This is a genomic window from Acidovorax sp. Root568 (assembly GCF_001427445.1).
In the GTDB taxonomy this organism is placed as follows: Bacteria; Pseudomonadota; Gammaproteobacteria; order Burkholderiales; family Burkholderiaceae_C; genus Acidovorax; species Acidovorax delafieldii.
Map to the genome: position 1 here is coordinate 233,351 of NZ_LMGP01000014.1, position 26,056 is coordinate 259,406.

27 protein-coding genes are annotated in these 26,056 nt (G+C 65.7%); 19 read left to right on the forward strand and 8 right to left on the reverse strand.

The window, feature by feature from the left end; genetic code table 11:
* Positions 1-10 precede the first annotated feature (10 nt).
* The 6 genes from ASD75_RS10640 (at position 11) to ASD75_RS10665 (ending at position 8,515) form a co-directional block, all read left to right on the forward strand.
* Positions 11-1,033, forward strand: a complete 1,023-nt coding sequence (locus ASD75_RS10640; RefSeq protein ID WP_056745480.1) for a LacI family DNA-binding transcriptional regulator — start codon at positions 11-13, stop codon at positions 1,031-1,033.
* Complete coding sequence (gene rbsK, locus ASD75_RS10645; protein WP_056745482.1) at positions 1,030-1,974, forward strand: ribokinase; 945 nt, start codon at positions 1,030-1,032, stop codon at positions 1,972-1,974. The genes ASD75_RS10640 and rbsK overlap by 4 nt, the downstream gene beginning before the upstream one ends.
* Positions 1,971-2,360 (forward strand): D-ribose pyranase, encoded by a 390-nt coding sequence (gene rbsD / locus ASD75_RS10650; protein WP_056745484.1) that lies wholly within the window; start codon positions 1,971-1,973, stop codon positions 2,358-2,360. The genes rbsK and rbsD overlap by 4 nt, the downstream gene beginning before the upstream one ends.
* A gap of 322 nt (positions 2,361-2,682) precedes the next feature.
* Positions 2,683-4,902 (forward strand): hypothetical protein, encoded by a 2,220-nt coding sequence (locus tag ASD75_RS10655; RefSeq protein WP_156400999.1) that lies wholly within the window; start codon positions 2,683-2,685, stop codon positions 4,900-4,902.
* A gap of 319 nt (positions 4,903-5,221) precedes the next feature.
* Positions 5,222-7,420: a hypothetical protein gene (locus ASD75_RS10660; protein WP_162251090.1), complete on the forward strand. Its 2,199-nt coding sequence runs from the start codon at positions 5,222-5,224 to the stop codon at positions 7,418-7,420.
* A 162-nt stretch (positions 7,421-7,582) separates the two neighbouring features.
* Positions 7,583-8,515, forward strand: coding sequence for an MBL fold metallo-hydrolase (locus tag ASD75_RS10665; protein ID WP_056745490.1), 933 nt, complete (start codon positions 7,583-7,585; stop codon positions 8,513-8,515).
* Between the two features lie 96 nt (positions 8,516-8,611).
* Here ASD75_RS10665 and ASD75_RS10670 read toward each other — a convergent pair whose 3' ends face one another.
* Together ASD75_RS10670 and ASD75_RS10675 are read right to left on the reverse strand one after the other, a co-directional pair.
* On the reverse strand, positions 8,612-9,199 hold the full coding sequence (locus ASD75_RS10670) for a DUF4124 domain-containing protein (protein ID WP_056745492.1): 588 nt from the start codon (positions 9,197-9,199) through the stop codon (positions 8,612-8,614).
* Between the two features lie 116 nt (positions 9,200-9,315).
* Positions 9,316-11,301, reverse strand: coding sequence for a lytic transglycosylase domain-containing protein (locus ASD75_RS10675; protein ID WP_056745495.1), 1,986 nt, complete (start codon positions 11,299-11,301; stop codon positions 9,316-9,318).
* Between the two features lie 14 nt (positions 11,302-11,315).
* Here ASD75_RS10675 and ASD75_RS10680 point away from each other — a divergent pair, with 14 nt between their 5' ends.
* From ASD75_RS10680 to ASD75_RS10690, 3 genes are all read left to right on the forward strand, one after another.
* The gene (locus ASD75_RS10680; RefSeq protein WP_056059531.1) at positions 11,316-11,888 is read left to right on the forward strand and encodes a 5-formyltetrahydrofolate cyclo-ligase; all 573 of its coding nucleotides are present in this window, start codon (positions 11,316-11,318) and stop codon (positions 11,886-11,888) included.
* A gap of 132 nt (positions 11,889-12,020) precedes the next feature.
* Positions 12,021-12,713, forward strand: a complete 693-nt coding sequence (locus ASD75_RS10685) for a glutathione S-transferase family protein (protein ID WP_056745887.1) — start codon at positions 12,021-12,023, stop codon at positions 12,711-12,713.
* Positions 12,714-12,721: 8 nt separating this feature from the next.
* A complete protein-coding gene (locus ASD75_RS10690) occupies positions 12,722-13,030 on the forward strand; it encodes an NIPSNAP family protein (protein ID WP_056059532.1) in 309 nt (102 codons plus the stop codon).
* A gap of 23 nt (positions 13,031-13,053) precedes the next feature.
* Here ASD75_RS10690 and ASD75_RS10695 read toward each other — a convergent pair whose 3' ends face one another.
* A complete protein-coding gene (locus ASD75_RS10695) occupies positions 13,054-13,509 on the reverse strand; it encodes a hypothetical protein (RefSeq protein ID WP_056745497.1) in 456 nt (151 codons plus the stop codon).
* Positions 13,510-13,548: 39 nt separating this feature from the next.
* On the opposite strand from ASD75_RS10695, the gene ASD75_RS10700 reads away from it, so the two are divergent.
* Together ASD75_RS10700 and ASD75_RS10705 are read left to right on the forward strand one after the other, a co-directional pair.
* The gene (locus ASD75_RS10700) at positions 13,549-14,808 is read left to right on the forward strand and encodes a multifunctional CCA addition/repair protein (RefSeq protein WP_056745498.1); all 1,260 of its coding nucleotides are present in this window, start codon (positions 13,549-13,551) and stop codon (positions 14,806-14,808) included.
* A gap of 108 nt (positions 14,809-14,916) precedes the next feature.
* Positions 14,917-15,375, forward strand: coding sequence for a GNAT family N-acetyltransferase (locus tag ASD75_RS10705; RefSeq protein WP_056745500.1), 459 nt, complete (start codon positions 14,917-14,919; stop codon positions 15,373-15,375).
* Positions 15,376-15,396: 21 nt separating this feature from the next.
* On the opposite strand, the gene ASD75_RS10710 is transcribed toward ASD75_RS10705, so the two are convergent.
* Together ASD75_RS10710 and ASD75_RS10715 are read right to left on the reverse strand one after the other, a co-directional pair.
* Positions 15,397-16,038 (reverse strand): DUF1109 domain-containing protein, encoded by a 642-nt coding sequence (locus ASD75_RS10710; protein ID WP_056745502.1) that lies wholly within the window; start codon positions 16,036-16,038, stop codon positions 15,397-15,399.
* Positions 16,035-16,580, reverse strand: coding sequence for a sigma-70 family RNA polymerase sigma factor (locus tag ASD75_RS10715; protein WP_056059542.1), 546 nt, complete (start codon positions 16,578-16,580; stop codon positions 16,035-16,037). Before ASD75_RS10715 ends, ASD75_RS10710 begins: the two co-directional genes overlap by 4 nt.
* Before the next feature lie 212 nt (positions 16,581-16,792).
* Between ASD75_RS10715 and ASD75_RS10720 the strand changes: the two genes are divergently transcribed.
* From ASD75_RS10720 to ASD75_RS10735, 4 genes are read left to right on the forward strand one after another with little or no spacing between them, the layout of a single operon-like run.
* The gene (locus ASD75_RS10720) at positions 16,793-17,086 is read left to right on the forward strand and encodes a DUF2282 domain-containing protein (protein WP_056059544.1); all 294 of its coding nucleotides are present in this window, start codon (positions 16,793-16,795) and stop codon (positions 17,084-17,086) included.
* A 2-nt stretch (positions 17,087-17,088) separates the two neighbouring features.
* A complete protein-coding gene (locus ASD75_RS10725; protein ID WP_056745504.1) occupies positions 17,089-17,937 on the forward strand; it encodes a DUF692 domain-containing protein in 849 nt (282 codons plus the stop codon).
* The gene (locus ASD75_RS10730) at positions 17,928-18,689 is read left to right on the forward strand and encodes a DNA-binding domain-containing protein (protein ID WP_056745506.1); all 762 of its coding nucleotides are present in this window, start codon (positions 17,928-17,930) and stop codon (positions 18,687-18,689) included. Before ASD75_RS10725 ends, ASD75_RS10730 begins: the two co-directional genes overlap by 10 nt.
* Positions 18,690-18,699: 10 nt before the next feature.
* Positions 18,700-19,173, forward strand: a complete 474-nt coding sequence (locus ASD75_RS10735) for a DoxX family protein (RefSeq protein WP_056745508.1) — start codon at positions 18,700-18,702, stop codon at positions 19,171-19,173.
* A 10-nt stretch (positions 19,174-19,183) separates the two neighbouring features.
* Here ASD75_RS10735 and trxC read toward each other — a convergent pair whose 3' ends face one another.
* Positions 19,184-19,621: a thioredoxin TrxC gene (trxC, locus tag ASD75_RS10740; protein ID WP_056745510.1), complete on the reverse strand. Its 438-nt coding sequence runs from the start codon at positions 19,619-19,621 to the stop codon at positions 19,184-19,186.
* A 144-nt stretch (positions 19,622-19,765) separates the two neighbouring features.
* On the opposite strand from trxC, the gene otsB reads away from it, so the two are divergent.
* Genes otsB through otsA form a run of 3 tightly spaced genes read left to right on the forward strand, consistent with a single transcriptional unit; the run spans position 19,766 to position 23,731 of the window.
* Positions 19,766-20,497: a trehalose-phosphatase gene (gene otsB, locus ASD75_RS10745; RefSeq protein WP_056745512.1), complete on the forward strand. Its 732-nt coding sequence runs from the start codon at positions 19,766-19,768 to the stop codon at positions 20,495-20,497.
* A 2-nt stretch (positions 20,498-20,499) separates the two neighbouring features.
* A complete protein-coding gene (locus ASD75_RS10750) occupies positions 20,500-22,305 on the forward strand; it encodes a glycoside hydrolase family 15 protein (RefSeq protein ID WP_056745513.1) in 1,806 nt (601 codons plus the stop codon).
* A 49-nt stretch (positions 22,306-22,354) separates the two neighbouring features.
* On the forward strand, positions 22,355-23,731 hold the full coding sequence (otsA, locus tag ASD75_RS10755) for an alpha,alpha-trehalose-phosphate synthase (UDP-forming) (RefSeq protein ID WP_056745889.1): 1,377 nt from the start codon (positions 22,355-22,357) through the stop codon (positions 23,729-23,731).
* A 29-nt stretch (positions 23,732-23,760) separates the two neighbouring features.
* Here the strand turns inward: otsA and ASD75_RS10760 are convergent, their stop codons facing one another.
* Positions 23,761-23,955, reverse strand: coding sequence for a DUF2905 domain-containing protein (locus ASD75_RS10760; protein ID WP_056745516.1), 195 nt, complete (start codon positions 23,953-23,955; stop codon positions 23,761-23,763).
* A 32-nt stretch (positions 23,956-23,987) separates the two neighbouring features.
* Positions 23,988-24,785 carry a histidinol-phosphatase gene (gene hisN / locus ASD75_RS10765; RefSeq protein ID WP_056745518.1) on the reverse strand — a complete coding sequence of 266 codons (798 nt, stop codon included), beginning with the start codon at positions 24,783-24,785 and terminating at the stop codon, positions 23,988-23,990.
* A 217-nt stretch (positions 24,786-25,002) separates the two neighbouring features.
* On the opposite strand from hisN, the gene ASD75_RS10770 reads away from it, so the two are divergent.
* Complete coding sequence (locus ASD75_RS10770) at positions 25,003-26,028, forward strand: ABC transporter substrate-binding protein (RefSeq protein ID WP_056745520.1); 1,026 nt, start codon at positions 25,003-25,005, stop codon at positions 26,026-26,028.
* Positions 26,029-26,056 lie beyond the last annotated feature (28 nt).

Below are 26,056 nucleotides of genomic sequence, written 5' to 3' on the forward strand. Positions count from 1 at the left end.
TTTTTCCTGCATGGCTACTATCAAGGACGTTGCGCGCCACGCCGAGGTGTCCGTCACCACGGTGTCGCACGTGGTCAACGGCACACGCCGCGTGAGCCCCGAGGGGCGCGAGCGGGTCGAGGCCGCCATCCGCGCACTGGGCTATGTGCCTAGCGCCATTGCGCGCAGCCTCAAAAGCAACAACACGCGCACGCTGGGCATGCTGATCCCCAACAGCTCCAACCCCTACTTTGCCGAGATCGTGCACAGCGTGGAAGACCGCTGCTTTGGCGCGGGCTACAACGTCATCCTGTGCAACACCAACGACGAGGCGCACCGCCAGGGCACCTACCTGCAGGTGCTGGCCGAGCGGCGCATCGACGGGCTCATCGTGGTCTCCACCGGGCACGACGCCACGCTGGCCACGCAGCTGGCGGGCCTGTCCATCCCCACCGTGCTGGTGGACCGCGAAATCGACATCGCCGAGCAACAGCCCTGCGACCTGGTGGAAACCGCCCACATGCAGGGTGGCCTGCTGGCCACGCGCCACCTGCTGTCGCTGGGCCACCGCCGCATTGCCTGCATTGGCGGCCCCGACGGCATTGCCCCCAGCGAGCAGCGCATTGCCGGCTGGCGCACCGTGCTGGCCGATGCGGGCTGCGGCACCGGCGAGGGCCTGCTATGGCATGGCAACTTCACGAGCCAGGGTGGCTACGAAGCCATGCACGCCGTGCTGCGCGCGCCTGAGCCGCCCACTGCCGTCTTCGTGTGTAACGACCTCATGGCCATGGGCGCGCTGTGCGCCGCGCACGAACGCGACCTGCGTGTGCCCGAGGCACTGTCCATCGTCGGCTTTGACGACATCGAACTCACTGCCTTCACCAGCCCGCCGCTGACCACCGTGGCCCAGCCCAAGCAGCGCATCGGCGCCCTGGCCGTGGACATGCTGCTGGAGCGCATCGACGGCAAGCGCCAGGACGCACGCAAGGTGATGCTGCAGCCTGAGCTGCGCGTGCGCGCCTCCACGGCCCATGCGCCCGGAGGTGCGGCATGAGCCCGACCCACACGCCCCGCATCGCCGTCGTCGGCAGCCTGAACATGGACCTGGTGCTCCAGGTGCAACACGCACCGGGCCCTGGCGAGACCGTGCTGGCCGACGCCCTGCACCTGGTGCCCGGCGGCAAGGGCGGCAACCAGGCCGTGGCCTGCGCGCGCCAGGGCGCGGAGGTGGCCTTGTTTGGCCGCGTGGGCGACGACGGCTACGGCCACACGCTGCGTGCCGGGCTCGACGCCGACGCCATCGACCACAGCGGCGTACAGACCGACATCGAAGCCACCACCGGCGTCGCCGCCATCACCGTGGAGGCCAGCGGGCAAAACCGCATCGTGGTCGTGCCCGGCGCCAATGGCCGCTTTGTGCTGGATGCCGCCGCGCTGGGCGCTGCGCTGCAAGGCGCAGGCAGCCTGGTGCTGCAGTTCGAAACCCCCCTGCCCCAGGTACTGGCCGCCGCCGAGATGGCCCATGCGGCGGGCTGTCCGGTGGTGCTCAACCCCTCTCCCATCCAGCCCCTGCCCGATGCGATGTGGCCGCTGGTGCACACGCTGGTCGTGAACGAGGTGGAAGCCGCCGCGCTGGCAGGCCAGAGCGTGGCCACGCCCGCCGATGCCGCGCAGGCTGCACAGGCCCTGTGCGCCAAGGGTCCCACCCAGGTGGTGGTGACCCTGGGCGCCGCAGGAGCCGTGGCCGCCGATGCTGCAGGCAACCGCTACCACCCTGGCCTGGTCGTGCAGGCGGTGGATACCACCGCAGCCGGCGACACCTTCCTGGGTGCGCTGGCCGTAGCGCTGGCACGCGGCGAGCCACTGGACGCCGCCGTGCGCGAAGGCATCCGCGCATCGGCGCTGTGCGTCACCCAGCCCGGCGCCCAGCCCTCCATCCCCACCCGCGCCGCCGTGGCGCACAGCCCCCAACCGCCCGCCTGGAGCCCCCTGTGAAACGCACCGCCCTGCTGCACGCCGAACTCTCCCACGCCATCGCCACCCTGGGCCATGGCGACATGCTGGTGATCGGCGACGTGGGCCTGCCTATCCCGCCCGGCCCGCGCCGCATCGACCTGGCCCTCACGCCCGGCATCCCGGCCGTGGCCGATGTGCTGCGGGTGGTGCTGGAAGAAATGCAGGTCGAGAAAGCGGTGATCGCCACCGAAGCCATGGAGCGCAACAGTGGCCAGTTGCCCACGTGGTGCCAGCTTCCGGTGGTCCCTAGCACCGTATCGCACGATGAGTTCAAGCGCCTGACCCAGCAGGCCCGCGTGATGGTGCGCACGGGTGAGTGCACGCCTTATGCCAATGTGATTCTGGTGGCGGGCGTGACGTTCTGACCTCACGACATTGAGGCCACATCACGGGGTTCGTTAAACCAGCACGGTAGACCCGAACTGGAGCTAGAGCTGGAGTTGCAGCAGCAGGAAAAGTGCGGCCCACGTCCCGCCAACCCATACGTTTCCCCATTGACTGCGGAGTCACCTTTTCCACACCCGGCTTCTGTGACTTAGCGCCAAAGCTGGCCGTGGCCTGGGTAGTTAGTCGGCGCGCCCCAGAACGCCGGACCACGGGTCTGGCGCTGCATTTGCAACGGGTTGAAACAACCACGTACTTTCATGCTCCCTACACATAATCAACCTGCAGCAAGAAGGCCCATGCTTGGCGCAGGCCCGCTTCAAGTTCATCAGGGAGGAAGCACTTTTGAAACCCATGTCGCGACAACATCGGCCTGCCCTCCCCTGGCTGGCAGGCTTACTCAGCCTTTCCATCTTTGCCACGTCCTGCGGGGGCGGTAGCGGTGGTGGTCCAGGCTCCAGCGGCCCAGATACCCCCGTCCCCGAGCCCACACCGGCACTCAGTCTGCTGGCGGGGGCCACCCACCGGTCCGGTTATCTGGATGGCGCCGCCGCCGACGCGCTTTTTTCCGGGATACCAGCACTCTCGCTTTCGTCCACAGGTGACTTGCTGATGGCAGATACAGGCAACCATTCCATCCGGAAATGGGCAACCTCCGGTCTCGTCAGCACCGTCGCAGGCGGCCAAAGTCCGGCCCCTGCACCCTCGGTCACTGTCCACTACGCCGATGGCGTGGGGCCAGCTGCACGTTTTTTCTATCCAACAGCGATCGCTGCAGACGCGTCAGGCAACACCTACGTGGCGGATACAGCCAACCACTTGGTGCGCAAGATTGACAGCACCGATGCCGTCACCACCATCGCAGGTAAACCCGGCGTGTGTGGCAATGCCGATGGCCCCTCCCAGGTCTCAACGCTCTGCGCTCCTCGCGAAATAAGGCTGGACAGCGCCGGGAATCTCTATGTCGGCCAGGGTAGCTACGCCTATCCAAAGATTCGCCTGATCACCCCTGCGGGCGTCACCAGCACCCTGCCCATGGAGCTGCCGGAGCCGGAGCGCTCCAAGTTCGTTGTGGATGCCTCCGGCACCGTCTACTTCACACACGGGAGTTCCATCAAGAAATCTACCCCCACCGGAGAAGTGACCCATGTCGCTGGCAACCAAGACACCCAGGGTGCTGCCGATGGCGATGCCGTGACGGCCAGGTTCAGCATCCTCCACGATTTGGCACTGGATGCCACCAACGAGCTTTATGCGCTGGATGGACATGACCCGGTCACCATTCTCCATATCGCCAAGAGCGGGGCCGTGTCCACCCTGACCCTCACAGCTCCTGCGGCTTCGGGGGGTAGAAGCCTGGTCGTTGATCGCAGCGGCAACTTCATCGTCAGCCTCGCCAATGTCCAATCCACGTGGATTCAAAAATACCATCGCGATGGCACCCGATCCACCCTTGTCGGGAAGCCCACGGCGGCGAATCCCGAGGCCGTCGCTGCAGACGGTCCGGGCACAGATGCGCGGTTCAAGGCTCCTCAGGCAATGGCTCTGGCGAAGTCAGGAGCGCTGTATGTGGGCGACTACGACGCTGGCAGGGTGCGCATCGTCCGCCCCGACGGCACCACAAGCGCACTCCCGCTCCAATGGCCTGCAGGCTTTGCGAACCCTTCCTGGCGGGCCATGGCGGTAGATGGGCAGGACAACATCTACACGGCCTCCATGGCACCGTTTCCTGGCGATCCCAATCTGGTTTTCAGGATCAGCCCCACCGGCCAAGCCTCGGTTCTGGCAGATGTGTCCACATGGGTTCCCCCATTCGTCCATGGTGGCACCACCTACAGATATGCTGCTGCCATCAATGGGGTTGCCGCCGACGCTGCAGGCACTGTCTATGCGGCAGGCGTCAATGGCGCCATCCTCAAGATCACCGCCGCAGGCGAGGTCACTTTGCTGGCCGGCAGTCCCGGCGCGTTGGGCCATGTGGACGGACAGGGCAGCGCCGCGCGCTTCTCCATCCTGGGGAATATGACCCTGGATCAGGCAGGCAATCTGTATGTGGTGGATGGGCTCAACGACGCGTTCACCGGGATTGGCCCCACCATTCGCAAGATCACCCCTGCTGGCACGGTCAGCACCGTCGCCGGCAGGGCCGATTTGCCTGCGGGTCTGGTGGATGGGCCGGCCAGCAGCGCGCGCTTTGCGGCAGCCAGTTACAGCAGCTACTCAGCTGGCGGGGTTTACATCGGGCAAGATTTTGGCTCTCTCAATGGAGAAAACGGCGGCACAGCCAGCCTCGCAATGGATGCCAAGGGCAATCTGTACGTCACGGATCCTGTCAACAGCGTGGTTCGCAAGATTTCCACAGAAGGCCAAGTCAGCACGCTGGTCGGTCGTGCCGGGCAGCGAGGCTTTCTGGGAGGGGATCTTCCGGGCATCATTCACACGCCTATCGGCATTGCCGTGCGGGATTCAAAGCTGTACCTCGCGACACGCAATGCAGTAACGCAGGTGAACCTTCCGAAGTAGCGAAAACACGGCCGTTTGGCGAAGACAGCAGGCGAGCGACGCTACTGCGCGCGAACCACGCGTACGCCACACTACGCTGCCATGGCGACTGGAAACCGCTTATGTTGGAGAGGCATTTTGTAGAACCAGAACCTTGGAGCCGAACCAATCAAATCGGTCCCTGCAGTGCGTTATTGACCCCATAGCAATGACCAACTCCCAGAGCTGGCTTGCAACTGTTTGAAACATAAAACTCTCGGATCCATGCGCAAATCAATTGGCAGCCGGAGAGCCCGGTGTTGAAGAAATCCACGTCTACTTTTATGCGGAGCATTCATTTGTGAAAACCGAGTCACGACAAACCCCATCCGTCCGTTCCTGGCTTGTGGTCACACTGAGCCTCTCCCTTCTGGCCGTGTCCTGCGGCGGCGGTAACGGCGAAGACGCAGCCCCGCCACCTCCCGCACCTAAAGGCGTGCTCAGCATGGTCGCGGGCGCCACGCAGGGTACCGGCTACCAGGATGGTGCGGCCGCCGATGCACTGTTTGCAGCCCCTCCGGCACTCGCATTGACACCTGCCGGCGACCTGATGTTGGCGGATTCCACCAACCAGGCGGTGCGCAAATTGACCGCCTCGGGCACGGTCGGCACTGTTGCGGGCGGGCAGCCCCCACGCCCATTCTCCTTTGCCAACCCCCCAAACTACGCCGATGGGCCGGGCCCGGCAGCACGCTTTGACAACCCCTCGGCGGTGGTTGTCGATGCCGCGGGCAACACGTACGTGGCAGACAACTACACCGTGCGCAAGATCGACAGCCAGGGAGTGGTCTCCACCGTGGCCGGAAAGCCCAGGGAATGCGGCTTTGACGACGGCCCGACGCAGGTGGCAACGCTCTGCGGTGTGATCGCCCTCCGGCTGGATGGTGCTGGCAACCTCTACATTTTGAGCGGTGGTGGCGACCGCCCATTCCGCAAGATCACCCCGGCAGGCATGGTCAGCACCCTGCCGCTGAAGCGCACATGGGACCTGCCCTCCACATTTGTCGTGGATGCATCGGGTGCGCTGTTCATTGTCGCTGGCAGCACCATCCAGAAATACACCCCTCAGACGGGGTTGGTACAGGTCGCCGGCTCGGCAGACGCCCAGGGAAACACGGACGGCGATGCCGCCACCGCCCGGTTTGGCACCTTGCTCGACCTGGCGCTGGATGCTTCTGGAAAGCTGTACGCCCTCGACCAATACCCCCCGGCGTATGAGACGACCCAAGACCACTCGATCGCCGTGCGCCGCATTGGCGAGGACGGCACCGTCTCGACGGTGCTGCACATTCCCCATGTGCAGACGGCCCGAAGCCTCGTCATCGATGCGAACGGCAACTTCATCGTCAGTTTGGGCAACTCGCTGTCGGCGTGGATCCAGAAATTCCGCCTGGATGGAACGACTTCCGTTCTTGCGGGCAAGGCCACGCCGTACGAACCCAAGCCGGTGCCCGCCGATGGCGCAGGGGCGCAGGCCCGTTTCATCGCTCCCCTCGCCCTGGCCTCCACCAAAGCGGGGGCTCTGTATGTGGGAGACGCAAGCAGCATCACCACCCTGCGCAAAGTGGAACCGGATGGCAGCACCAGCACCCTGCCACTCACCTGGGACACTGTTCCGAACGAAGTGCAGAGCAGGCCGTCCTGGCGGGCAATGGCCGTCGATGGCAACGACAACCTCTACACCGCCTCCAACGCTTGGTTGCCGAACCAGCCCAGCTACGTCTACAAGGTCACGCCCCAGGGCGCCATCAGGGTGCTGGCGGACCTTTCTCCCTGGTTCCCGCCTTTCGAGTACGCGGGGCGTTCGTACAAGTACGGTGGCCCCGTGAACGGACTGGTCGCCGACCCAGCAGGCAATGTTTATGCAGCAGGTGTCAACGGCACCATCGTGAAAATCACCCCGCAAGGCATCGTCAGCTTGCTGGCCGGCAGTGCGGGTGTGCTCGGCCATCAGGACGGACTGGGCAGCGCTGCACGCTTCTCCGTTCTAGGCAACATGACAACAGATCCCGACGGCAACCTGTACGTGGTCGACGGACTGCATGACGCCTTCACAGGCATCGGGCCCACCATTCGCAAGATTACGCCGTCGGGCGTCGTCAGCACCGTGGCTGGTCGCGCCGACCTTCCCGCAGGCTATGTCGATGGCCCGGCCGCCAGCGCGCAATTCACTGTGGCGGGTTACTCCACCTTGCTGATCGCCGCGACCATCCCGTGGGGAACGGATTTTGATGGCTTTCCCTCCACATGGGGTGGCACGGCCAGCTTGGCCGCCGATGCCAAGGGCAACCTGTACCTGACCGACCCTCGCTACAGCGTGATCCGCAAGATTGCGAAGGACGGACAAGTCAGCACTGTAGTTGGCCAAGCCGGACGGAAGGGCTTCCTGGCCGGAGAGGCCCCTGGCATCATTCACACGCCGGTGGGCATCGTCGTGCGAGATTCCAAACTGTTCTTCACCACCCACAATGCGGTGGCGCAAGTGACCTTGCCTCAGTAGCGGCGCAGAGCCAGACACCGCTTTTCCACCCAGCGGCATCGCTGGCGCGGGCATGCGGGTTTTGGAGGACTGCGGGCACGCTAAACCTGCAGTACGCTGGGCAGCATGCTGCGGCATAGCGTTAGTTTTGATGCCCGCCGCAAAGCCTCCACACTCGCCTTCATGCCCGCCACCGCTTACCACAATCTGCTGCCCCCTGAAATCACCGTTCTCGAACGCGGCTGGCTGTCGGCCAACAACATCCTCTTCATCGGCCAACACGACACAGCCATCGTGGACACCGGCTATTGCAGCCATGCCGAGCAAACCGTGGAGCTGGTGCGCGATGCCCTCGCAGGCCGCAGGCTGGACCGCCTGCTCAACACCCACCTGCACAGCGACCACTGCGGCGGCAATGCCGCGCTGCAAAAGGCCTGGCCCGGCGTGCTCACGGCCATACCGCCCGGCCAGGCCGACCATGTGCGCCAGTGGGATGCCTACGCGCTGAGCTACACCCCCACAGGGCAGGAGTGCCCACCCTTTCGGGCCGACACGCTGCTGGTGCCGGGCTCGTGCGTGCTGCTGGGCGACAAGCCCTGGCAGGTGCATGCCGCGCCGGGGCACGACCCGCACTCGGTGGTGTTGTTCGAACCCCAGGGCCGCGTGCTGATCTCGGCCGATGCGCTGTGGGAAAACGGCTTTGGCGTGGTGTTCCCGGAGCTGGAGGGCGACGATGCCTTCGCCCAGGTGGGCGCCACGCTGGACCTGATTGAAACGCTGTCGCCCCAGATCGTGATCCCGGGCCACGGGCCGGTGTTTGCCGATGCGCCCCGCGCCATCGACGGCGCCCGTCGCCGCCTGGATGGTTTTGTGCGCAACCCGGGCAAGCACGCGCTTTATGCGGCCAAGGTGCTGCTCAAGTACAAGCTGCTCGAATGGCAGCAGATCGGCATACCCAACCTCACGGCCTGGGCGCAGGCCACGCCGTATTTCGGCATGCTGCGCGCACGGCACTTTGCCACGCAGACCGAGGCCGAATGGCTGGAGAGCCTGGCAGATGAACTGGTGCGGTCAGGCGCCGCTGCGCGCCAGGGCGAGGTGCTGCACAACGTGTGAGGCCTGGCGCCTCGGCATGGCTGGGTGCCAGTGCGTGCCCTGACGGAGGGACCCCACCACTGGCGCAAAGCGCCTGGGCGGATCAGCACAACGCCCTCAGTGTTTGTATTGCTTGTCGCAGCCCGTCACGTGGTTCTTGCTGCTGGACATGCACTGGTAAAACGACTTCTTGTTGCCCGATGCGCCCTGACAGTCCGACACGCTGTACTTGCCCTTGGCCTCGCGGATTTTGGGGGCGGCGGAATCAAACGCTGCCTGCGTCATGTAGCCATCGCGCACGTTCTTCTGGCCCACCTCCAGCATCAGGTCAGCTTGGTAGTGGATGTTGTCAACGGCCACGGCGCAGTTCAGGGGCACCTGCAGGCTATCCACCGTGCCCAGCGATTTCTTGAGCCCTTCGCCAAACTCCTCCACGTCCTTGGAGACCTTTTTGGTGCCATCGGGGTTGTACTGCTGGCCCGCCTTGGCGCTGGCGCCCTTGTTGCCGGATGAGGTGCTGCCGCCACTGGTGCCGTTGTTGCTTTGCAGCTTCAGCGGCTCGGCGTCCTGTTTGGCGGGCGGGGGCTGCGAGCCATAGTGGGTCTTGCCATCGGCATCCACCCACTTGTACACGGGTTGCGCCTGAGCACCCACGCCCCACGCCCACACTGCGACCACACAGGCCATCCATGCCAGTTTGCCCATCACACCCTCTCTCTTTTAATTAAAACCCACTGAAGCGCCAGTTGAATATGCGCCTTCAGCTCCTCTATTGATAGCAATCCAGATACCTTTCGCCCCCGCCGGCGAGCAACAGGGCCTCAGGGCAAGTCCTTGTTCACCTCGGGCAGGTTCGCGTCGCGGGGGCCAATGGTGCCCAGGCGGCTCTTGAGCGACTGGGGCAGGCCGGTGAGGATGGCTGCGTAATTGGTGGTGTTGGAGAGCACCTTCTTCACGTAGTCGCGCGTCTCGGCAAAGGGCACGTTCTCGGCCCAGATGGCGGCGTCCAGCACCGGGCCGTTGCGCCAGCTGCGCGGGCGGCCGGGGCCCGCGTTGTAGGCGGCCGCAGCCATGGGCATGGAGCCCGCAAAGTCGTCCAGTGCCAGCTTGAGGTAGGCCGTGCCGATGGTGATGTTGGTGTCGCGATCGGTGATCTGGTCGGGCGTGAAGTTGGTGAGGCCAATCTTCTTGGCCGTCCAGCGGGCCGTGGCGGGCATCACCTGCATGAGGCCCGAGGCACCGACATGCGAGCGGGCATCCATCACAAAACGGCTTTCCTGGCGGATCAGGCCGTACACATAGGCCGGGTCGATGCCGATGCCTTGGGCACGCTCCACCACGGTGCTGCGAAACGGCATGGGAAAGCGCTGCGTCACGTCCACCACGCCCTTGGTGCGTTCGCTGGTGTTGATGCAGCGGTCCCACACCTCGCGCTGGCAGGCGAAGTCGGCGGCGGCCAGCAGTTCGCGGTCGGGCATGCCGCCGCTCTGGTGTAGGTTGGTGGTGTAGTTCCACTCGCGCACGCCTTCGCTGCGCAGGCCCAGCAGGATGGCGTACAGGGCGCGGTTGAGCCCCGGGTTGGCGCGGGCGGCGGCCTTTTCTTCGGCGGTGAGGGGCGCGGGAGCGGGGGGTGTGGTGATGCGCTGGCCCAACTCTTCAAGCGCCAGCTGCTCATAGAAGCCGCGCGTTCCGGCAATGCCTTCGAGCAGTTGCCGGGCTTCGGCGCGTTCGGCATCGCTCACGCGGCCCGCCAGCAGCGAGCGTGCCTTCCAGTACACCCAGGTGCTGTCCTGCCGGCCTTCAGGGCCCATGGCATCCACCGCCTTGCCCACGGCCTTCCACTGGCCGGCGCGCAAGGCGGCACGCACCTTCCAGCCCAACAGGTCGTCGTTGAGGTCGCTGTCCTTGGTCACGTTGGCGAAGTAGCCGTGGGCGTTGCTGGCCAGTTTCTGCGCAGCGGTCTTGCCGATCACGCCCCAGGCCCAGTTGCGCTCTTCGGCCGAGAGGTGCACGCCCCATTTGTTCTCCAGCTGATAGGCCGCGCCGTCCGGGTCGCTGGTGGCCAGCTTCAACAGGGCGAGCAGCACCAGTTCCTGCCGGGCCTTGCCGGCCGCCGTGGCGCGCGAGAGCAGGTATTTGCTGGGCGCATCGAGCACATCCTTGAGCTGCGGCAGCGATTCGGGCGAAACGATCTCGACCGCCGAGCGCACCACGCGGGGGCGGTTGGCCTCCACGCCCAGGCGGGCCTTGCGCCACACGTCCAGGGCCGAGAGCTTCTTGTAGCCATAAGACTCGCGCGCGGCGTGGGTGCAGCCATCGTCGGCGTCGCGGATCGCATACCAGTTGCTGCGCACGTCCTCGGCCACGGTGGCCGGTGCCGTGCCCTTGATCTGGTCGATCAGCAGCGCGTAGCAGCGCACTTCGCGGTCGTCCGACATGCGGTAGCTGGGGTGTTGGTCGGCAAACTGGCCCCAGTCGCGCCGCTGGCCCAGCAGCAGCAGCCAGTCGTTGCGCAGGCGGTCTTCCTGGTAGGTGCCGGCGTAGCGCTGCAGGAAGGCCTGAATCTCCTGTGGCGAGGCCTCGCCCAGACGCACGCGCAACTCCCAGTAGGCGGCCCAAGGCTCGAGCGCATGGCCGCGTGCCGCAGGCAGCAGCTGCGCGAGCTTGTTGCGGTCGCCCTTGCGGAACGCCTGCTGCATCTCCAGCAGGGTATCGTCACCACGGTTTTGCGCCATGACAAGGGGCGCGGTGGCAACCAGCAGGGTGGCGGCCACAAGGGGTGTCAGAATCGCTCTGAGAAATTGCATGGGGGAATTATCTGATGGACAAAGCAGCCCTTCGGCGCACATTGATAGAAGAACGCCTCAACCTGCCCGACCGCCTACAGCGGGCCGACCTGTTACAGCAGGTGATGCGCATCTGGCTGGTGAACCGGCCGGATACGGTGATCGGCGCCTACTGGCCCATCAAGGGCGAGTTCGACCCCCTGCCCGCCCTGCACCGCTGGAAGGAAGACGGCGAGCTGCTGGACGAACCCCTGCGCCGCCGCATCGGCCTGCCGGTGGTCAACAAGCAGCACAAGACCCTCACCTTCCACGCCTGGTACCCCGGCTGCCCCATGGAAGAGGACGCCTATGGCATCCCCAAGCCCAAGGACACCGAGGTCATCGTGCCCACGCTGCTGTTTGTGCCCTGCGTGGGCTACGCACCGGGTGGCTACCGGCTGGGCTATGGCGGCGGCTTTTACGACCGCACGCTGGCGACGCTGCAGCCCAAGCCGTTCACCGTGGGCCTGGGCTTCACCCATGGCTACCTGGACGACTTCGAGCCCGAGGAGTTCGACCTGCCACTCGACGCCATCCTGAACGACAACGGCGTGGTCTGGCCCATCTGATCCCCGGCCAGGCAGACCTGCACGATGGCCTGTGATGCCGGCAGCGCATCATTCAGGCCAGTTTTTGGCATCGCTGACGCGCACGGCAGCCGCTAGCATGGCGGGCTGACCTCTTCATCTCAGGTGCCCAACATGCTCAAGCTCTACATCGGCAACAAGAACTACTCGTCCTGGTCCATGCGTCCCTGGGTGCTGCTCAAGCAGGCGGGCATCGTCTTTGAAGAAGTGCGCGTGCGCTTTGACAGCTTTGACGCACAGTCGGAATTCAAGCGCACCATCGGGGCCGTGAGCCCCACGGCCAAAGTGCCCGTGCTGGTGGACGGCGACCTGGTGGTGTGGGACACCCTGGCGATTGCGGAGTACGTGGCCGAAACCCATCCCGATAAAAAGCTCTGGCCCACCGACGCCAAGGCCCGCGCACGCGCCCGCAGCGTCTGCGCCGAGATGCACAGCGGTTTCACCGCCCTGCGCAGCCACTGCCCCATGAACATCGAAGCGGACCTTGCCGACACCGGCGCCCTGATCTGGCGCGACCAGGCCGGCGTGCGCGCCGACGTGCAGCGCCTGGTGGAGATGTGGAGTGCGTTGCTGCATCAGCACGGCGGTCCGCTGCTGTTTGGCGAATTCACCGTGGCCGACGCCTACTTTGCCCCCGTCTGCATGCGCCTGCATACCTACGCCCTGCCCGTGCCTGCGACCATCCAGGCCTATGTGGATCGCGTGCGCGCCCTGCCCGGCGTGCAGGCCTGGATCGACGAGGCACTGGCCGAAAAGGACTTTCTGGACTTCGAAGAGCCCTACCGCCTGCGCCATACCGAAGGCTGAGCACCACCATGGCCGTCACCATCTACCTGCGCTACGTGCTCAACACCAGCAAGCTGAAAGAGTTTGAGCACTACGGAAAACTGTGGATTCCGCTGGTCGAGAAGTTCGGCGGCCAGCACCACGGCTACTTCATGCCCAGCGAGGGGGCCAACAACATTGCGCTGGCGCTGTTCACGTTCGAGAGCCTCGCCGCCTACGAGGTGTACCGCCAGCAGTCGATGCAAGACGCGGAGTGCCAGGCGGCTTTCCGCTATGCCGAAGAGACGGGGTGCATCGTGAGCTACGAGCGGAGTTTTTTCCGCCCCGTGTTCCACTGACCCGGCGGGGCCGTGCAGCCCCGTTACCGGAACTGCTTGCGCAAGAACGCCTTGTGCCGCGCGATGTGGGCCAACTGGGCGGGGGCGATGGTGCCGCCCAGGTCTTCGTCCTCGGCGTTGAGCACCTGGTTCGCGTAGGCCATGGCACGGGCCACCACCTCTTCCTCGCTCACGCCCTGGGTGGCTGCAAGGTCCATCGCCACGCGGCGCATGGCGCGCTGCGACAGCATCCACATCGCGCCGAAGGAATCCCATGCGGCCGCCACCTCCTTGAACTTGTCGTGTTCAGCCAGGATGTCGTTGAGCGGCTTGGTCAGGATCTCCTGCAGGGCCTCCACCTGGGCCTTCAGGGCCTCGAATTGCGCCTCGCGCTGCAGGGCCTCGGCGGCCGCGTTGGCGGCGGCGTCAGGCGCCTGGGGCACGGGCACGCTGCCGTCGGGGTTGAGCTGGGCAATGGTGAGGTCGGACGATAGGGACATGGTGGCGGGACTATACGACCCTCGTCCTAAACTACGCCGATGCAAATCTACATGGTGGGCGGCGCGGTCCGCGACAAGCTGCTGGGCCGACCGGTGAATGACCACGACTGGGTGGTGGTGGGCGCGACGCCTGAGCAGATGCTGGCGCAAGGCTACCTGCCCGTGGGGCGCGACTTCCCCGTCTTTTTGCACCCCGAAACACGCGAGGAATACGCGCTGGCCCGCACCGAGCGCAAGAGCGGGCGCGGCTACCGGGGCTTTGTGGTGCAGAGCTCGCCCGATGTGACGCTGGAGGAAGACCTCTCACGCCGCGATCTCACTATCAATTCAATAGCATCCAGCACAGATGAATCCGGCACTACTCGTCTTTTTGACCCCTACCACGGCGAAAAAGACCTCCGTGCGCGCGTGCTGCGCCATGTGACCGATGCCTTCCGCGAAGACCCGGTACGCATCCTGCGCGTGGCGCGGTTTGCTGCGCGCTTCACCGACTTCACGGTGGCGCCCGAGACGATGCAGCTGATGCGCGAGATGGTCGCGCATGGCGAGGTGGACCACCTGGTGGCAGAGCGCGTGTGGCAAGAGCTGGCGCGCGGGCTGATGGAAGCACAACCCTCGCGCATGTTCGAGGTGCTGCGCGGGTGTGGCGCGCTGGCCGTGCTGCTGCCCGAGGTGGCGCGCCTGTGGGGCGTGCCCCAGCGGGCCGAGTACCACCCCGAGGTGGACACCGGCGTGCACCTGATGATGGTGCTGGACATGGCTGCGCGGCTGCAGGCGCCACTCACCGTGCGCTTTGCCTGCCTGGTGCACGACCTGGGCAAGGGCACCACGGCCGCCGATGTGCTGCCGCGCCACATCGGGCATGAGGAGCGCAGTGCCGAGCTGCTGAAAGACGTGGCCGAGCGCCTGCGCGTGCCCGTGGACTGCCGCGAGACCGCCGAGGTGGTGGCGCGTGAACACGGGCACATCCACCGCAGCGCCGACCTGTCTGCCGCTGCTCTGGTGCGCCTGCTGGAGCGCTGCGACGCCATCCGCAAGCCCGAGCGGTTTGCCGAGGTGCTGTTGGCCTGCGAGTGCGATGCGCGCGGGCGGCTGGGGTTTGAAGAGGCCGCGTATCCGCAGCGCCCCCGCCTGCTGGCCGTGCTGGCAGCCGTCCAATCGGTCGTCACGCGCGAGATTGCGGCACAGGCCGCCGCCAGGGGACAAAGCGGCCCGCAGGTGGGTGCGCTGATCCACCAGGCACGGGTCGAAGCCGTGGCGCAGTGGCTGCACACCCAGGCGCACGGTACCACCACCTGACCGCGTGCGCTACGTCGCCAAGATCGGTCCAACCCTCCCTACAATCCGCGTCCGCTCGCACTCTGGAAAGGGTGCATCTTTTGGCTTTTTTGCGATCACGACGCCTCCATGACCTCTGTGCACATCCGCCCCGCCACTCCGGCAGACGCCGACACCATCGCGCCGCTGTTGGATGCCTACCGGCAGTTCTACGAACAGGCAGCAGACCTGGCCGGAGCGCGGGCCTTCATTGCAGAGCGGTTGGAGCGCGAGGAGTCCGTGATCTTGCTTGCGATGGATGGGGCACAGGCAGCGGTGGGCTTTTGCCAGCTCTACCCCACGTTCTGCTCGGTGGAGGCTGCGCCCATCTACACGCTGTACGACCTGTTCGTGGCGCCCGCAGCGCGCAAGACAGGGGCCGGGCGCAGCTTGCTGCTGGCGGCAGAAACGACGGCCCGCGCCCGTGGCAAGGTGCGCATGGACCTGACCACGGCCCACACCAACACCACGGCGCAAAAGCTCTACGAATCGCTGGGCTGGACGCTGGACACAGTGTTCCGCGCATACAACAAGCGTGTCAGCGCCTGAAGCTCCATTCCCCCACCAGCGCTACCAGCGCAGCAGACGCGGCCCCAGCACAGCCCCCAGAGCAGTCGGGATGGCCATGCCCGCCAGATACCACACCGCCAAAAACGGGGTGGCCATCTCGGGGCAATGCAGGGCATACACCAACGCCCCCAGCGCGCCTGCCAGCAAGCCAGCGCCCGCTCCTGCCCACGCCAGCCGCGTGGGCGCAGCGCCCTTGAGCGCCCAGAAGCCCCCAACGAACGCAGGAACCGACAGCAAGGCGATATTGAAGGGACAAGTCCGCCAGGTGCTGCCCAGAATCAGCGGCACACGCTCCGCCGCAGGCACCTGCCACAGAGCCCCCAGGGCCATGGCCCACAGCACCAGCGGCGGCACCGCCAGCCACAGGGCTGCGAGGCCCAGCGGCATGCCCGGGCGGGCCATGCGGCGCAGCAGCGCCAGGCCAGCGGCTGCCAGGGCGGCCGCAAACACCAGCTTGCCCCAGAACATGGGCAACGCCATGGTCGCCAGCAGGTCAGGGCGCAGGCCGAACAGCGCCAGCATCAGCACCCCGGCACCGGCAATGCCCACAGCGCTGGCGACAGCAAACCGTCGCTCAATAGCGGCGGGCTGCACCGGCCGGTCATCGGTGGCCAGCAGGTGGATCAATTCATCGGTTTTCATGCCATTCCCCTGATCTTGGCGGCCAGGGCCTTGAGCCCCCGGTGCACGCCGACTTTGACGGCCGACTCCGACAACCCCGTGAGGCGCGCCGTCTCGACCACCGACAACCCTTCCAGCTTCACATACTCAATGGGCAGCCGCTGCTTGTCTGGCAGCGTGCGCAACAGTTGCCCCAGGTCTCGCCGGGCTTCGGCAGCCTCGCTGTCGCTGGTGGCAAACAACTCGTCGGCATCGTCCAGCGGGTCGTTGCGGCCCTCCTTCACGGCATGCGAGCGCAGCCAGTCGATGAGCTTGTAGCGCGCAATCGCATGCGCCCAGGCGGTCACCGGCATCTCGGGCCGGTAGGTGTGGCGCTGGTTGTGCACGGCCAGCAGCGTCTCCTGCACCAGGTCTTCCACCTCATCGGGCCGCTGCGCCAGGCGGCGGCGCAGGAAGGCGCGCAGGTGAGCGCTCAGCTCCTTCAAAAAACGCTGGTAAGCGGCTGCATCGGCATCCAGCCCCTGCATCAGCAAGCCGCGCAGGCGCTCTTCCACTATCTCCATGGTGTCTCCCTGCAAAGAATTCGTATGCCGGAGCCAATGGGTTACAGGCAACACAAAAAATATTTGCGCAACGCCGCCACGATTTTTTGAGCAGTGCTGTAACCCGCCTGATGCACAGCCCGAATTACAACGCAGATCGGGCCACTCAATGCGACCTCAGTGCCGCCACCCGGTCGGATTCAACCTTTATCCAACCCTCGGAGAACCGTACCATGACCACTCGCACCCTCAGCCTCGGCGCCCTCGCACTTGTTGCCCTGACCTCTGGCGCCGCCATGGCCCAAACGAACGCCGCCCCCATGGACGGCGCCAAGCCTGCCATGGAGAAGTGCTACGGCGTCTCGATGGCTGGCAAGAACGACTGCGCTGCAGGTCCCGGCACCACCTGCGCGGGCACGTCCAAGATGGACTACCAAGGCAACGCCTGGAAGTTTGTGCCCGCAGGCACCTGCACCACTATCAAGACGCCCAAGGGCATGGGCATGCTGACGCCCATGAAGAGCTGACCATGGCATCCCCTCTCACCGCCGGCCTGGGTCTCAAGCCCCAGCACTACGACGAGGCGCTGCGGTGCACTGCCCCCGGCCTGTGGTGGGAGGTGCACCCCGAGAACTACCTGGCCGACGGCGGCCCGCGCCTGGCCTGGCTGGAGGCCATCCGTGCGTGCCACCCAGTGGCACTGCATGGCGTGTCACTATCGCTTGCGGCCGATGCACCACCTGATGAGGCCCACCTGGCACGGCTTGCGGCCCTCGCAAGACGGATAGAGCCCGCCATCATTTCGGAGCACCTGGCCTGGTCCACCTGGCGCGGGCAATACCTGCCCGACCTGTTGCCGTTTCCACGCACGCACGCGGCACTGCACCGCATCGCCGGCAACATCGCCCGCACGCAGGATGTGCTGCAGCGCCCCATCGCCATCGAGAACCCCACGCATTACCTGCACATCGACGGCCACGACTGGGCGGAAACCGATTTTCTGGCCGAGCTGGTGCGGCGCACCGGCTGCACGCTGCTGCTGGACGTGAACAACGTGTACATCAGCGCCAACAACCTGGGATTTAGCGCGCAAGCCTACCTCGAAGCTTTCCCCCTGCACGCCGTGGCAGAGATCCACCTGGCAGGCCACCATGCCGACCCGGTGCATGGCAATGCTCTGCTGATCGATAGCCACGATGCGCCCATCGCGCCAGCGGTGTGGGCGCTGTACGAGCAGGTGATGGCGCGCACCGGCCCCGTACCCACCCTGATCGAACGCGACGACCAGTTGCCTACCTTCAATGAACTGCTGGCCGAGCGGGAGCAGGCCCACCGCGCGCTCACCCATGCACAGCCCCGGGAGGTTGCATGCAGCTGAGCACCTTTCAGGACGGCTTCTCTGCCGCTCTGCTCGGCCATGCGGCAGATGCACCATGGCTGTCCGCATTGGAAGCTCAGCCTGGTTTTGCCGTGTACCGCAACACCGTGCTCAAGGGCTGCATCGATGCGCTGCAGGCCAATTACCCCACGGTGTGCCAGCTGGTGGGCGAAGACTGGTTCCGCGCCGCTGCGGCTGTGTTTGCCCGCGCGCAGCCGCCGCGTGACGGCCTGCTGGTGGACTATGGCGCGGGGTTTGACAACTTTCTGGCCGGTTTTGCACCGGCGGCCGAACTGCCCTACCTGAGCGCCGTGGCGCAACTGGACTGCTGCTGGACCGCATGCCATCTGGCGGCAGACGCCGCCGCCGTGGACCGCCATTGGCTGGCACAGCAGACCCCTGACACTTTGCCCCTGGTGCATCTGCGGCCCCACCCCGCCGCACGCTGGGCTTGGTGTGACGAGCATCCGGCTTATGCCCTGTGGCAGAGCCACCGTGAAGGTCTGCATCCCAATGAGGCGCTGGAGTGGACGGGCGATGGCGCCTTGCTGACCCGGCCCCATGCCGAAGTGATGTGGCACCCCTTGTCGCGGGCAGGCACGGCTTTTTTGGACGCCTGCGCTGATGGCCGCACGCTGGAAGCCGCCGCCACGTCGGCCCTGAATGCCGAACCCACCGCCGACTTCGCCGCCCTAATCAGCACCTTGCTGGACGCAGGCGCATTGATACTCACCGAATCACGCACAGGCTGAGGAGCCCTTCATGACCACCAGCACACACTTCCCTTCGGCCCCTGCCAAAGGCCCACGCTTGCTCTTGGCGCGCCTGGCCGACACCGCCACCTGGCTCACCCCGCACAGCTTGCTGGCACTGGTCAACCGGGTGGCCATTGCGGGCATCTTCTGGATGTCGGCACGAACCAAGGTCGAGGGCTGGTTCACCATCTCCGACAGCGCGTATGCGCTGTTCCGCGACGAGTACAAGCTGCCCTTGCTGCCGCCCGAACTGGCGGCGCAGACGGCCACCGTGGCCGAGCACCTGTTTCCGGTGCTGCTGGTGCTGGGCTTGTTCACGCGCCTGTCGGCGCTGGCACTGCTGGGCATGACGCTGACGATTCAACTGTTTGTCTACCCCGACGCCTGGCCCACCCACCTGTCATGGGCGGGGCTGATGCTGTACCTGGTGGGGCGCGGCGCCGGCAGCGTGTCGGTGGACCGCGTTCTGGGAATCCGCTGACTGCTGCACATCAACCTGCGGTGGTACGCACCCAGCGCACGATGTCTGCCGCCCCCAGCGCGCCCGAAATGCGCGCCACCTCACGCCCTTGCTGGAACAGGATCATGGTCGGAATGCTGCGGATGGCGTAGCGCGCCGCAATGGCCTGCTGGTCTTCGGTGTTGAGCTTGGCAAGGCGCACGCGGGGTTCCAGCTCACGGGCAGCCTGCGCAAAGGCGGGCGCCATCTGGCGGCAGGGACCGCACCACGGGGCCCAAAAATCCACCAGCACCGGGATGTGGCTGCGCACCACATGCTTGTCAAAGCTGGTGGCATCCAGCTCCAGCGGCGCCCCAGCAAACAGGGGCTGATGGCATTGGCCACAGTCGGGCGCGCTGCTCAGGTCGGCACTCTGCATGCGGTTGGTGGTGTGGCAATGAGGGCAGACGATGTGCAGGGCTTCGGTCATGGCGTGGCAGGGGCATTGGGATCACTGAACACATTGCGGCACTGGCTCTCCGTTTCAAGAGGTCGCAAACCTTGCGCGCGTTTACCAGTCCAGAATCCCCCTGGTCGCCATATCTGCATTGCAGCGTCTGCTATGGTTTCGTGCATGCAGCTGCTCCCCACACTGACAACTGCCCATGCGCTTTTTCTCGACTTCGATGGCACGCTCACCGAGCTGGCACCGCGCCCCGAGGCGGTGCGCATCGCGTCGGGGCTGATTCCCACGCTGTCATCGCTGCATACCCAGCTGGGCGGCGCGCTGGCCATCGTGACTGGCAGGCCCGAGGCCGACATCGACGGATTTCTGGCGCCACTGCGCCTGCCGCTGGCGAGCGAACATGGGGCCCAATACCGCCTGGGCGAGACTTCCGTTCCCGCCACCGAGCCACCCGCCCTGGAGCCCGTGTTACAGGCCGCCCAAGACCTTGCAGCACGGCACCCCGGCCTGCTGGTGGAGACCAAGCGTGTGAGCGTGGCCCTGCACTACCGCCAGGCGCCCCACCTCGAATCCCTGTGCCATGACACGCTGGTGCGGGCCATGCGCGAGGTGGAAGGTGTGGAACTGCTGCGTGGCAAATGCGTCTTTGAAGTGAAACCCCGTGGCGTTCACAAAGGCCAGGCCATCGTCGACTTCATGACACAGCCACCCTTTGTGGGCCGCACGCCGGTCTTTGTGGGCGATGACGTCACCGACGAGGCCGGCTTTGCCGCTGTGCAGACGCTCGGCGGCTGGGGCATCAAGGTGGGCGAAGGGCCCACCATGGCACAACACCGCTGCATGACATCGGCCGCACTGCGGGGCTGGTTGTCGTCTGCACGCACAACGCTGGAGCGCTAACGATGAACACCGCCGCCACACACCCCCTGACGGGCTCGCTCAACCTCGGGATGATCGGCAACGGCGCCATCAGCGCACTGATCGACGACCACGCCCGCATGGTGTGGTGCTGCCTGCCGCGCTTTGATGGCGACCCGGTGTTCAATGCCCTGCTGCAGCCCGGGGATGAGGGCAGCCACTTTGCGATTGAGCTGGAAGACCTGGCATCGGCCCACCAGTGGTACGAGCCGAACACCGCCATCCTGCGCACGCAGTTGTTCGACAAGGCGGGCCACGGCATCGAGATCACCGACTTTGCGCCGCGCTTTTACAGCCGGTCACGCTACTTCCGGCCCATGACGCTGGTACGCCGGGTGCGCCCCATCCAGGGGTCGCCGCGCATCCGTGTGGCGCTCAAGGTGCGCTACGACTGGGGCCAGACCACCCCCGAGATCACGCGCGGCAGCAACCACATACGCTACGTGGGCGAGAGCATAACGCTGCGCCTGTCCACCGATGCACCGGTGTCGCATGTGCTGTCGGGTCAGGCGTTTGTGCTCACGCGCGAACACAACTTTCTGCTGGGCGCCGACGAGACGCTGGTGGACGGTATTACCGACACCGCCCGCCGCTTTGAACAGGAGACCACGGCCTACTGGCGCAGCTGGAGCCGCGCCCTGGCCATTCCACTGGAATGGCAGGACGCAGTGATCCGTGCGGCCATCACGCTCAAACTGTCGCTGTACGAAGAAACCGGTGCCATCGTGGCCGCCATGACCACCAGCATCCCTGAGTCGGCCCACAGCGGCCGCAACTGGGACTACCGCTACTGCTGGCTGCGCGATGCTTTTTTTGTGGTGCGCGCACTCAACAGCATCTCCGAGGTGGGCACCATGGAGGACTACCTGCGCTGGCTGAGCAATGTGGTGGTCGAAGGCGGCGACGGCCACATCCAGCCGCTGTATGGCATCGGACTGGAGAAAGACCTGCCCGAAAGTTTTGTGCCCCAGCTGGCGGGCTACCGGGGCATGGGCCCGGTGCGCGTGGGCAACCAGGCGGCCGAGCATTTTCAGCACGACGTGTACGGCAACATCGTGCTGGGCGCGGCCCAGGCCTTTCATGACCACCGCCTGCTGCACCGCGCGGGCCTGGCCGAATTCAAGCGGCTGGAACAGGTGGGCGACAACGCAGTGCGTGTGTACGGTCAGCCCGATGCCGGCATGTGGGAGCTGCGCACGCGCGCCCGGGTGCACACCTCGTCCGCACTGATGAGCTGGGCCGCCTGCGACCGGCTGGCCAAGATCGCCGCCACGCTGCAGCTGGCCGACCGTGCCAGCCACTGGCAGCAACATGCCGACCGCATGCGCGCCGAGATCCTCGACAAGTCGTGGTGCGAAGAACGCCAGGCGTTTGCCGAGAGTTTTGGCGGGCATGAGCTGGATGCCAGCGTGCTGCTGATGGCCGAGGTGGGCCTGATCGACCCCAAGGACCCACGCTTTGTGAGCACCGTGGAGGCCATGGAAAAGAGTCTGTGCGATGGGCCCTACATGCGCCGCTACGAGGCGGCCGACGACTTTGGCAAGCCCGAAACGGCCTTCAACATCTGCACCTTCTGGCGCATCGACGCGCTGGCGCGCATTGGCCGCAAGGCCGAGGCACGGGCCATCTTCGAGACCATGCTGGCCGCACGCAACCCGCTGGGCCTGCTGTCGGAGGACACCCACCCCGAAACCCGCGAGATGTGGGGCAACTTCCCGCAGACCTATTCGATGGTGGGTGTGATCAACGCCGCCGTGCGCCTGTCAGCGCCCTGGGACAGCGTGATTTGAGGCGCTGTCCGACACCGGCCGGGGGCGGTCAGCACGGATGATTGCCCCCATGAGCCGTCTTGTCGTCATCTCCAACCGCCTTGCCGATCCGCGCAAGCCCGCCGCCGGTGGCCTTGCTGTGGCCCTGGGCGAAGCCCTGAACCAGACCGGAGGACTCTGGTTTGGCTGGAGCGGCACCGTGGTCGAAGACGGCACACCCGGCGAGAGCGAACTGCACACCCGCCAGGCCGGCGCCGTCACCCTGGCTACCGTGGACCTGTGCCGCGAAGACCACGACAGCTATTACCACGGCTACAGCAACAGCGTGCTGTGGCCGGTGTTCCATTACCGGCTGGACCTGGCCGACTTCAACGCCCGCTACATCACAGGCTACCGGCGTGTGAACCAGATGTTTGCGCGCAAGCTGCTGCCCCTGCTGCGCGATGACGATGTGATCTGGGTGCACGACTACCACCTCATTCCCCTCGCCGCCGAGCTGCGTGCCATGGGCTGCAAGCAGCGCATCGGGTTCTTTCTGCACATTCCCATGCCGCCGCCGCTCATCATGGCGGCCATTCCGCAGCACGAGTGGCTGATGCGCTCTTTGTTCGCCTACGACCTGGTGGGCCTGCAGAGCGAGGCCGACGTGTCGCATTTCACGCGCTACGTGCGCAACGAGGGCAGCGCCGAAGAGGTGGACGAAAAGCGCGTGCGCGCCTTTGGGGCTACCGTGGTGGTGCAGTCGTTTCCCATCGGCATCGACGTGGACGAATTCACCCGCCTCACACACGCCCCCGACGCGGTGGAGACCTACGAGAACATGCGCGACGAGTATTCACGCAGGCGGCTGCTGCTGGGCATTGACCGGCTCGACTACTCCAAGGGCATTCCGCACCGCGTGCGCGCATTCCGCGAGCTGCTGGATCGTTACCCCGAAAACCGCGACAGTGCGACGATGATCATGATCGCCTCGCCCAGCCGCGACGACGTACACGCCTATGCCGACCTGCGCCAGGAACTGGAGGGCCTGTGCGGCTCGGTCAATGGCGACTACGGCGAACTGGATTGGATGCCCGTGCGCTACATCCACCGCATGGTGGCGCGCAAACGTGTGCCGGGCCTGTGCCGCGCCGCTGCCGTGGGCCTGGTCACGCCACTGCGCGATGGCATGAACCTGGTGGCCAAGGAATACGTGGTGGCGCAAGACCCGGACAACCCCGGCGTGCTGGTGCTGTCACGGTTTGCAGGTGCAGCAGAACAGTTGAAAGAGGCGCTGCTGGTGAACCCCTACGACCCCCAGGGCATGGCCGACAGCATCCAGCAGGCCCTGCAGATGCCGCTGGCCGAACGGCAGGCGCGCCACCAGAAGCTCATGGCGCGCATCAGGGAGCACGATGTGCACTGGTGGCGCAAGGCGTTTCTGGACGCGCTGCAGACGGCGGGCTAGCAGGCGCAGCGGCCGCGGTGATGGCGGCCCTACAACAGCTTGGTGATCAGGCTGACCACAAAGCTCAGCAGCAGCGTGGACGCCAGCGGCACATCCCAATCGCGCCCCAGCCAGCGAAACCGGAAGTCCCCGGGCAACCGCCCAAAGCCCATGCGCCGCAGCAGCGGCGACAGCCAGCTGATGAACATCAGGGCCAGGAGAATAACGAGGAGCCAGCGGAACATGGTGCGCCCAGTGTAGGCGCCACCGCATTCGACTAGGCGATGGCGGTTTCGGCCAGTTGGGCCAGCGCCTGGGCATGCAAATGCGGCGTGGCAGCCGCCACCACCCGACCATCCGATGCCACCGTGAGCGCGCGGCCCTGCCAGTCGGTAATGCGCCCGCCCGCGCCCTCCACCAGGCAGACCAGCGAGAGGTAATCGTACGGCTGCAGCCCTGCCTCCACCACCAGGTCCACATGCCCGCCCGCCAGCTGGGCATAGGCGTAGCAGTCGCCACCAAACCGCCGCAGCGCGCACTGGCGGCTGAGCGCATCAAAGCACTGCCAGTCGGCCGCACCAAAGGCATCCGGCGACGTGGTGTAGATGCGGGCCTGCGCCAGTTGTTCACACCCGCTGGCCCGCACAGGCTGGCCATTGCACTGCGTCAGCTGGCCTGCCAGCCCCGTCCAGCGCTCACCCAGCACCGGCAAATCCATGAGCCCCAGCACGGGCTGGCCCTGGTGCAGCAGTGCCACCAGCGTGCCCCACAGCGGCGATCCAGTGATGAAGCTCTTGGTGCCGTCGATGGGGTCGATCACCCACACGTACTCGGCGTCCAGCCGCTCGCGGCCATGCTCCTCGCCCAGGATGCCGTGCGTGGGTGCCTGCGCCCGCAGCACCGCGCGCATCGCGGCCTCGGCCTCGCGGTCGGCAATGGTGACCGGGCTCTCGTCCGATTTGGTCAGCACATCCAGCGGGGTGCGGAAGTACCGCAGCGAGTGCACACGGGCCGCATCGGCCAGGGCGTGCGCCAGGTCCAGGAAGGGGGAAACGGGGGTTGGCAAAGTGTTCATGGGAATGTGCAAGGAAAGAGGTGCGGGCAGTGGTTGGGCAATGGGGAAGGGCCTACCGCTCGGCATGAACGGGTTGGCATATTTAGTGCTTGTGTATTTTCGTGCAAAAACAATAATTTGCACAAGTGCAATAAAAGGCACACATTTGGTGAACAAATTCCCTGGCCTGCGGCGACCCCGCACTGTTTTTTGGCAACGCACCGTTCTGGAGAAATTCATGCGCACACGCTCCTCCCTCTTTGCCGACCTGCGCCTGCTGCCCGTGCTGGGCGCCTTGGCCTGCGGGCTGACCGCCGCCCAGGCGGGCACCGTCACGGCCTACACCGCGCTCGAAGAAGACGAGATCAAGGAATACCTGGCCGCCGCCAAAAAGGACTTGCCCGATGTGGATGTGAAGGTCCTGCGCCTGTCCACGGGCGACCTGGGCGCGCGCATCCTGGCCGAAGCTGCCAACCCGCAGCACGACGTGATCTGGGGCTGGGCGCTGACCAACACGCTGGACCCGCGCATCACCGCACTGCTGGAGCCCTACAGCCCCAAGGGCAGCGACAAGCTGGCTGCCAAGGACAAGGCCACCGATGGCAAATGGTTCACCACCACCGGCTACATGGCCGCGTTCTGCGTGAACACCGAGGTGCTCAAGGCCAAGAAGCTGCCCATGCCCACGTCGTGGAAGGACCTCACCAACCCCGTCTACAAGGGCGAGGTCGTCATGCCCAACCCGGTGTCCTCGGGCACGGGCTACCTGCAGATTGCCGCGCTGATCCAGTCGCGCGGCAATGACGAGGGCTGGAAGCTCATCAAGGCCATGGATGGCAACGTGGCGCAGTACATCAAGTCGGGCTCCCGCCCCTGCAAGGCCGCGCGGGCGGGTGAGTTTGCAATTGGCACCTCGCTGGCGTTTGCGGCCATGCAGTCGGTGGACGAGGGCTACCCGGTCAAGATGGTGATCCCCACCGACGGCGCGGGCTATGAGCTGGAAGCCTCGGGCCTGATGGCCAGCTCCAAGAACAAGGTCGACGCCAAGCGCTTTCTGGACTGGACGCTGTCGCCCGGCGCGGCGCAGCTCTACACCAAGTACAAGGAAATCGTCACCGTGCCCGGCGTGCCGCAATCCAAGGCGGCTGCAGCGGCAGGCCTGCCCGCCGACCTCTCCAAGGTGCTCTACCCCATGGACTTTGCCAAGTCCGCCAAGGAACGCGACGCGATCCTGGGCGCCTGGCAAAAGACCATCGGCCGCTGAGCCGCTGTACCGAACCGCTGCGCTGAAC

Coding starts and splice junctions, on each gene's coding strand:
- ASD75_RS10640 (WP_056745480.1), top strand. CDS start 11: ATGGCTACTATCAAGGACGTTGCGCGCCACGCCGAGGTGTCCGTCACC.
- rbsK (WP_056745482.1), top strand. CDS start 1,030: ATGAGCCCGACCCACACGCCCCGCATCGCCGTCGTCGGCAGCCTGAAC.
- ASD75_RS10665 (WP_056745490.1), top strand. CDS start 7,583: ATGCCCGCCACCGCTTACCACAATCTGCTGCCCCCTGAAATCACCGTT.
- ASD75_RS10670 (WP_056745492.1), bottom strand. CDS start 9,199: ATGGGCAAACTGGCATGGATGGCCTGTGTGGTCGCAGTGTGGGCGTGG.
- ASD75_RS10675 (WP_056745495.1), bottom strand. CDS start 11,301: ATGCAATTTCTCAGAGCGATTCTGACACCCCTTGTGGCCGCCACCCTG.
- ASD75_RS10680 (WP_056059531.1), top strand. CDS start 11,316: ATGGACAAAGCAGCCCTTCGGCGCACATTGATAGAAGAACGCCTCAAC.
- ASD75_RS10685 (WP_056745887.1), top strand. CDS start 12,021: ATGCTCAAGCTCTACATCGGCAACAAGAACTACTCGTCCTGGTCCATG.
- ASD75_RS10690 (WP_056059532.1), top strand. CDS start 12,722: ATGGCCGTCACCATCTACCTGCGCTACGTGCTCAACACCAGCAAGCTG.
- ASD75_RS10695 (WP_056745497.1), bottom strand. CDS start 13,509: ATGTCCCTATCGTCCGACCTCACCATTGCCCAGCTCAACCCCGACGGC.
- ASD75_RS10700 (WP_056745498.1), top strand. CDS start 13,549: ATGCAAATCTACATGGTGGGCGGCGCGGTCCGCGACAAGCTGCTGGGC.
- ASD75_RS10705 (WP_056745500.1), top strand. CDS start 14,917: ATGACCTCTGTGCACATCCGCCCCGCCACTCCGGCAGACGCCGACACC.
- ASD75_RS10710 (WP_056745502.1), bottom strand. CDS start 16,038: ATGAAAACCGATGAATTGATCCACCTGCTGGCCACCGATGACCGGCCG.
- ASD75_RS10715 (WP_056059542.1), bottom strand. CDS start 16,580: ATGGAGATAGTGGAAGAGCGCCTGCGCGGCTTGCTGATGCAGGGGCTG.
- ASD75_RS10720 (WP_056059544.1), top strand. CDS start 16,793: ATGACCACTCGCACCCTCAGCCTCGGCGCCCTCGCACTTGTTGCCCTG.
- ASD75_RS10725 (WP_056745504.1), top strand. CDS start 17,089: ATGGCATCCCCTCTCACCGCCGGCCTGGGTCTCAAGCCCCAGCACTAC.
- ASD75_RS10730 (WP_056745506.1), top strand. CDS start 17,928: ATGCAGCTGAGCACCTTTCAGGACGGCTTCTCTGCCGCTCTGCTCGGC.
- ASD75_RS10735 (WP_056745508.1), top strand. CDS start 18,700: ATGACCACCAGCACACACTTCCCTTCGGCCCCTGCCAAAGGCCCACGC.
- trxC (WP_056745510.1), bottom strand. CDS start 19,621: ATGACCGAAGCCCTGCACATCGTCTGCCCTCATTGCCACACCACCAAC.
- otsB (WP_056745512.1), top strand. CDS start 19,766: ATGCAGCTGCTCCCCACACTGACAACTGCCCATGCGCTTTTTCTCGAC.
- ASD75_RS10750 (WP_056745513.1), top strand. CDS start 20,500: ATGAACACCGCCGCCACACACCCCCTGACGGGCTCGCTCAACCTCGGG.
- otsA (WP_056745889.1), top strand. CDS start 22,355: ATGAGCCGTCTTGTCGTCATCTCCAACCGCCTTGCCGATCCGCGCAAG.
- ASD75_RS10760 (WP_056745516.1), bottom strand. CDS start 23,955: ATGTTCCGCTGGCTCCTCGTTATTCTCCTGGCCCTGATGTTCATCAGC.
- hisN (WP_056745518.1), bottom strand. CDS start 24,785: ATGAACACTTTGCCAACCCCCGTTTCCCCCTTCCTGGACCTGGCGCAC.
- ASD75_RS10770 (WP_056745520.1), top strand. CDS start 25,003: ATGCGCACACGCTCCTCCCTCTTTGCCGACCTGCGCCTGCTGCCCGTG.